5 protein-coding genes are annotated in these 6794 nt (G+C 59.0%); 2 read left to right on the plus strand and 3 right to left on the minus strand.

Features of this window, described 5'->3' with window-relative positions; translation table 11 throughout:
• The coding region (locus VN887_09390) for a zinc-dependent metalloprotease (protein HXT40224.1) at positions 1 to 1931 on the plus strand (1931 nt) is incomplete at its 5' end.
• Here VN887_09390 and VN887_09395 read toward each other — a convergent pair.
• Positions 1932 to 3002, minus strand: coding sequence for a hypothetical protein (locus VN887_09395; protein ID HXT40225.1), 1071 nt, complete (start codon positions 3000 to 3002; stop codon positions 1932 to 1934). It lies immediately after the preceding gene.
• Between the two features lie 151 nt (positions 3003 to 3153).
• Here VN887_09395 and VN887_09400 point away from each other — a divergent pair, with 151 nt between their 5' ends.
• Positions 3154 to 3543: a Dabb family protein gene (locus VN887_09400; GenBank protein HXT40226.1), complete on the plus strand. Its 390-nt coding sequence runs from the start codon at positions 3154 to 3156 to the stop codon at positions 3541 to 3543.
• 167 nt (positions 3544 to 3710) lie between these two features.
• Here VN887_09400 and VN887_09405 read toward each other — a convergent pair whose 3' ends face one another.
• Positions 3711 to 5732, minus strand: a complete 2022-nt coding sequence (locus VN887_09405) for a hypothetical protein (protein HXT40227.1) — start codon at positions 5730 to 5732, stop codon at positions 3711 to 3713.
• On the minus strand, positions 5729 to 6794 hold a 1066-nt coding region (locus VN887_09410), incomplete at its 5' end, for a hypothetical protein (GenBank protein HXT40228.1). The genes VN887_09410 and VN887_09405, both read right to left, overlap by 4 nt.

The raw sequence follows: 6794 nt of genomic DNA on the forward strand, positions 1-6794 counted from the left end.
TTGTGAAGTATGAATTATCGTCACTGAAGCAGACGGGCTATAAACCTCGCATCGCCGATGATCGGGTGGGTTACTTTCTGAATGTGCAGGAGGATTTCACGTCCGATCATCCCAGTTCGCCGTATGTCCGCTACATTCACCGCTGGAATCTGGAGAAAGCCGACCCGGCGGCAAAACTGTCTCCTCCAAAACAACCCATCGTTTTCTGGCTCGAGAACAGCATCCCCGTCGAATACCGCGACTGGATGAAGGAAGGCGCGCTGCTTTGGAACAAGGCGTTTGAAAAAGTCGGGTTCAAGGATGCCGTCGTCGTGAAGCAAATGCCGGATGACGCCGACTGGGACCCGGCTGACACGCGTTACAACACGATTCGCTGGTTTGCCGGCGTGGACGCGTCGTTCGCCATCGGCCCGTCGCGCGCGAATCCGTTCACGGGCCAGATCTACGACGCCGACATCGGGTTCAGCGAGGGGATCATTCGCTCCGTCCGGCGGTCGGGAGAAGAATTTGTTGCGCCGGTGTTCCCGCCCTCCCAGCAACCACAGGTTCATCTGCCCGGCTGGTGGAACCACAACGGGGGCGGCTATTGTGATTACGCGGATGGTCTGGCGCAACAAGCCGCCTTTGGCCTCAACGTCCTCGAGACCCGCGGCGCGCTCTCGCCCGAGGTTGAAAAGAAGCTGATGCGGCAGTTCATCGTCGAGGTCACGGCCCACGAGGTCGGCCACACGCTGGGACTCCGCCACAATTTCCGGGGCAGCACCATTCTACCGCCGAACGAACTGAACGATGTTTCCAAAACCGAAAGCATCGGTCAGTCCGCTTCGGTCATGGACTACAATCCCATCATCATCGCCACGAAGGATGAAAAGCAGGGCGACTTTGTTCCCGTCACGCTCGGTCCATACGACTACTGGGCCATTGAATATGCCTATAAACCGATCGAGGGCGACGAACACGCGGAACTCGCCAGAATCGCCTCCCGCGATGCAGACCCCATGCTTCCCTATGCCACCGATGAGGACGCCCTCGGGACTTATTCACCCAGCGCCATCGACCCGCTCGACAATCAATTCGACGCATCGTCCGATCCTCTGGCATTTTTCCGGAAACGATTTGAAATCGTTCGCGAACTCTGGTCTTCCATGGAAACCAGGCTTGCCAGGCCGGGCGAGGGATATCAGGTGTTGCGCCGCTCGTTCGCCCGCGGGCTAAACGAGTACTATCGCGGGTTGCTGACTTCCTCAAAGTTTATCGGCGGTGTTTATCATCATCGCGACCATGTCGGCGACCCCAACGGACGGTTGCCTTACGAGCCGGTGCCCGCGGAAAAGCAACGCGAGGCGCTGGACCTGCTACGCAACTTTGCGTTCAAAGAGGACAACTTTCAGCTGCCACCGTCGCTGCTGAACAAACTCGCCATCGAACGTCTGCCTGCTCTCGGCGGAATCGACGGGCTGTCCGGCACGACCCGGATTGATTATCCCTGGCATGATTCGGTGCTGAACCTGCAACGCGCGGTATTGAACCGACTTTTTAACGCAGTCACGCTCGCGCGAATTCAGGACAACGCATTGCGGTTTGCTCCAAACGCCAAGCCGTTCAATATGGACGACCTGTTCGACGGGTTGGACAGCGCGGTCTGGTCGGAACTGGATGACGGCGCCGTAAAAATCTCCAGCCTCCGGCGCAACCTCCAGCGCGAACATCTAAAGCAACTCATCCGCCTCGCACTCCGTCCCGGGCAATCAACGGTCCCCGAGGACGCGACGACGCTCGCCCGCGCCAGCCTTAACAAGATACAGACCAAAATTCACGACGTTCTCAATGCGGCCAAGGTCACTGATCCGGTTTCCAACGCGCATTTACAGGAGACGGACGATCGCATCGCCACGGCGTTGCAGGCCCAGATGCAAAAGCCGGTCGAGTGATCAGCGGATCACCCGCACGCGGTGGTTTTCACTGTCGCCGATGAAGATCGTCCCATCGGCGTCCACAAAAATACCGTGAGGGCGCGACAGCCTGCAATTGAGCGGATCACCGTCCGTGCCGTCGCCGCGTTCGCCGGTCCCGGCGACCAATTCCACGATTTCTTTGCGGGTGTCGATGCGGCGGACGCTGTGGCTTTCGGTGTCCGTGAAATAAACGTTGCCATCCGGCGCAACGCTGATTCCTTTCGGCCCGGACAGGGTTGCTTCCCGTGCGGGACCGCCGTTGCCGGTGAACCCGCTTTTTCCTGTCCCGGCGATGCGACGGATCGTGCCTGCCTTCAAGTCGAGCTTGAAAATCGCGTTCCCTTCACGCAGCGCGAGCCACGCGTTGCCGTCTTTGTCAAAGTCGATCGCGCGCGGACCGTCAAGCGGTGCGGAGGCGAACATTGCGCCGTCCGGCGTGGCCAGTTTCTCTCCTGTGCCCGCAAACGTGGAGATGATCCCGGTTTTCATGTTCACCTTGCGGACGCGCCGGTTGCCGATGTCACAAATGCAAAGGTCCCCGTTCCTGTCAAACTGGATGCTGTGCGGCTGTCGTAATCGAGCTTCGACCGCGGGCCCGCCGTCGCCCGAAAATCCTTCCTTTCCAGTCCCCGCCACGGTCGTAATGATGTGCGTCACCTTGTCCACGCGCCGCACGGTGGCGTTGCGCATCTCGACAAAAAACATGTTCCCGGCGCGATCAAACCGAATCTCGTATGGCTCGTTCAAGTCCGCCTCCAGAGCGGGTCCACCGTCACCGGAATAACCGCGAGTTCCCATGCCCGCCACGGTCGTGATGATCCCCTCCTTGTCAACGCGGCGGATCCGCTGGTTTTCCATGTCACAGATGTAAAGCGCACCATCCGGGCCGCGTGCGATTCCATAAGGATTGTCAAGTTGCGCTTCAGTCGCCCGCCCTTTGTCCCCGGAGTGGCCTGCTTTGCCAGTCCCCGCGAAAGTTGAAATGTGTGCGGCTGCGGACCTGGAAAGCCCAAGGCTGATGGCGCAAACAATCACGAACAGTTTCACAATTTGGCTGGCGCGGGAGCGCCCGGGCGAATGCATGATTGTTCATAGTCGATTCCATCAGAGAAGTCACTCGTTGAAAACCCCGAGCCTTGCTTCGGTGCCCGCCCGTTGCTATTCTTCGATGCACAACCTGAACCGAACTGATAAAACCATGAAAACTCTCGCGATCGCGCTTGTCACAACACTCATCCTTGGCTGGTCTCTCCCAATGACCGCGGCCGGACATCCGCCGAAAGAAAAATTATGTCACGTCGTTGCATTCAAGTTCAAGGAGGGCACCACCAAAGAACAGATCAGGCAGGTCGAAGATGCCTTCCGCGACTTGAAGAAAAAGATCAGGGAAATCAAAAGCTATGAATGGGGCACCAACATCAGCAAAGAAAACCGCAACAAAGGTTGCACGCACGGCTTCATCTTGAGCTTCAACAGCGAGAAAGACCGCGACACCTACATCAATCACCCCGCCCACAAGGAATTCGGCAAACTCGTCGGCCCCCTGCTCGATGATGTGTTCGTCATTGATTTCCAGGTGAGGGATTGACCCTGTGTTTCACGAACGCGCCCGGGTCGCGAGAGTGAAGCCGCAAGTTTTCGCCCCACACAACAAGGGACCTTCTCGCGGCCGCGGCACAAACTGGATACGAACTTTCCCCGCGATTTCCCACGGAACAGGTTTCCGGCTCGCGAAAGACGGATAACCGGCCCGTCTTACTTTCCAGCTTCGGCCAGTTTCCACTCTTCGTCGAAAAATCCCGCCTCCACCACCTTGCCGTTGACGCCCGCTGATGACGGGCCGTTGATGTCCACCACGGCATGGTCCGGCAATTTGGGCGTCTGGTCCGCGTTGCTTGTCGAACGCGGGTGGGCAAATGTGAAACCGCTGTTCAGCACCACATAACGCCGCGGGTTTAGTGGATTCGGATAAATCAACACCGGGACATCGTGACCTGACTCGAAACGTTCTTCGCGAACGCGTATCTCCCTGGCGTCCCAATGAATTGGCAACCGGCCCGCGATTTTCGCCAACAGCTTGTTGCTTCGAGGATCACCCCAGAGGACCAGGTTGTTTGCGGCGATATCCGCGCCCTTCACCTCATCGTCGCGTCGGACGGGCGCGTCACCGCGAAATTGATTGCGCCACTCCCCAATCGCTTTCGCCATTTCGTTGGTGGTCCAACGACCGACCGATTCGTTGAGCGGTTTGCCCGTCGGCTCCACCATTATGAACGAGTCCAAGAACGCGTCGTCAATGGGACCCTGCAATCCGTGGCGTTTGTGCAACCCACCGTCCTGAAGCCCGTGCACCAACGACCAGCGGCCTCCCTCCTCAACCAATCGCACGTTCCATGAACCGTCCGGGTCGGCGACTGGAGCGTCCAGATTCTGGCCGTTCAGAATCAACTCAGGCCGCGGTACCGTTGCCAGCGGACATAGTCCGGCGGGCATCGACAACGTCAGGGCCGTGACATTCTCGGCGCGCACTTTGATCGTGTGGGAATCGACGATCTCGGCTTCTGCGATTGCCCGCTGCCAGTGCTTCCGCAAACCCTCCACGGTCATCCAGGACATCCGGTTGATTCGCAGTGTCCAGGTGGTGAGCCGCACTTTGGGTGGCAGCGGATTTCGACCGTGCGCGGCCGCCTCGTCAACGAGCCGAGCAACCTCCCGCTTGGCGTTCGGTTCATATCGATGCGCCGTGTTCGGTCCAATTACATGCACGAGATTCAATCCTTCCGGCTTCATTGCCACGGCCATCGCGTCGGCGGCGGCCTTTTGTTTGTCAATTTCGCCGCTGTACGCCACCACCGTCGTGTTGAACAGATTCAGCGCATCGTCGGTCGCGTCATACAGATGCCAGAGCTTTTGTTCATACCAGGGCGGCCCGGCGGCACCGCGCGGAATCCTCAGGTAGTCGGCCGTGTTCGCGAAGCCCGCCCCCGGCGCGACAACCGCCCAGTCGCCAGAATAATGGACGCCCAGATGCCACGCGCCCGCGCCGCCCATCGAAAAGCCGCGCAGCGCGACTTTTCTTCCGTCGATGGGATAGTTTCGACGGACGTGTTGCCACGCCTCGAGGACGTCCACCTCGCCCGCGAATTTGAACGCGTTGCAATAGCGGCCGTACGGATGCAGAACAAACGCATTCGTCGGCGCGAACTCGCCGAATGATTTCTCTCGCTCGCTGATGAACTTCAATTCAGTAAGATGATCGTCCCGTCCGTGTAACCAGACGTCGAGACGGTATTCGTTTTGATGCGGTTTCCTGGCCGGCCGCTGCGGCTTTCGAACAAATGAAGCTGGCACGATGAGCCCGTATGGCTGCACCGAACCGTCGATCTTGGACACGTAACCGCGGACGACCAGACCCGTCGCCGTCGCCCAGGGCGCCGCACCCTGCCGCAGTTGCGCCGCTCGTTCCCCGCCTTGTTTCAACAACACGCGCGCCAACTGCACCTCGTTGCTGCGATAGAATTCGTCATATCGGAGCGCCCAATCCACGGCCTTGTGAAAAATCTCCACATCCGGCAGCAGTTCGAGCAAGGGAGGCCGCTGTTTCAGGTCACGGCGCAACGACTCGATTTCTTCACCCAGAGTCCGCGCGCCGGACTCCAGTTCGCGGCGGTCTTCCGCCGTGATTTGAATTCCCGGCGGCGGAATCTGCCGCTCTGCGCCAATCGCTGACCCGGCCGCGCTGGTCGCAAGGCACAACACCAGCAGGAAATGTTTCATCGCTCCGCAGTCTCTTTTGGTGCCCTGAATTCCCATAGTTCTCCAAAAAATCCCGCACCCACGATTGCGCCGGGAGCGCGCGACGACACCGGCGTGTTTATATCGATGATCGCCCAGTCCGGCAGCTTCGGCGTCTGGCGTGCGTTGTTCAAATAATCGTATTCGCGATAGGTAAACCCGCTGTTCACGACGAGGTAGCGTTTCGGGTTCAGTGGATTCGGATAAATCATCACGGGCACGTGGTGATCTCCGGAATAATTCGCCTGCGGTGTGTGAATGCCCTGCCCGTCCCAATGCAGCGGCAGCTGGCTCGCGACCTTCGCGAGGAGCCGGTTGCTCTGCGGATCCCCCCAAAGAACGAGATTGCTCGCGGCGATGTCCTCGTCGGTGATGTCGCTGTCATTCTTCATGCGCGCGTCCCCGCGAAACTGCCGCCGCCAATGTTCGATGGCATGTTTCATTTCTCCGTTTGCCCATGCGCCGACTTTGTCATTCATCGGCTGGCCGGTCGGCCGCACCATAATGAACGAGTCCATGAAGGCGTCATCGATCGGGCCTTGGAGGCCGTGGCGTTTGCGCAACCCGCTCTCGTCGATTGATTCGACCGCACTCCATTTTCTACCCCGTTTGCGAAAATGGACGCTCCAGGAACGATCCGACGCCGGCGGCGGCGCATCGAGCTTCTGGCCATCCAGCGACACACGCACTTTGCGCGTGTTATCGAGAGGGCATTCGCCGGGCAACATCGAGAATGTCAGGGCCGATACATTCTTTGTCGTGGCCTTGATCGTGTTCTCTTCATCGTTGATCTCCGCCTCAACACGCGCCTGTTCCCAATGCTGCTCCAAACCGTCCACCGTCACCCACATCATTTGATTGTAGCGCAGCGTCCACGTCGTGAATTTCACCCGGTCCGGAACCGGATCGCGCCCTCTTGATGCAATGCTGTCAATCCGCCGGCTGACCTCGGCTTTCGCGTTGCGTTCGTAGGCGTGCGCTGTTTTCGGGCCGATGATGTGGGTCAATTCAATGCCTTCGGCCTTCAGCGCTCTGGCCATCAAG

The organism is Candidatus Angelobacter sp. (assembly GCA_035607015.1).
Lineage (GTDB): Bacteria > Verrucomicrobiota > Verrucomicrobiia > Limisphaerales > AV2 > AV2.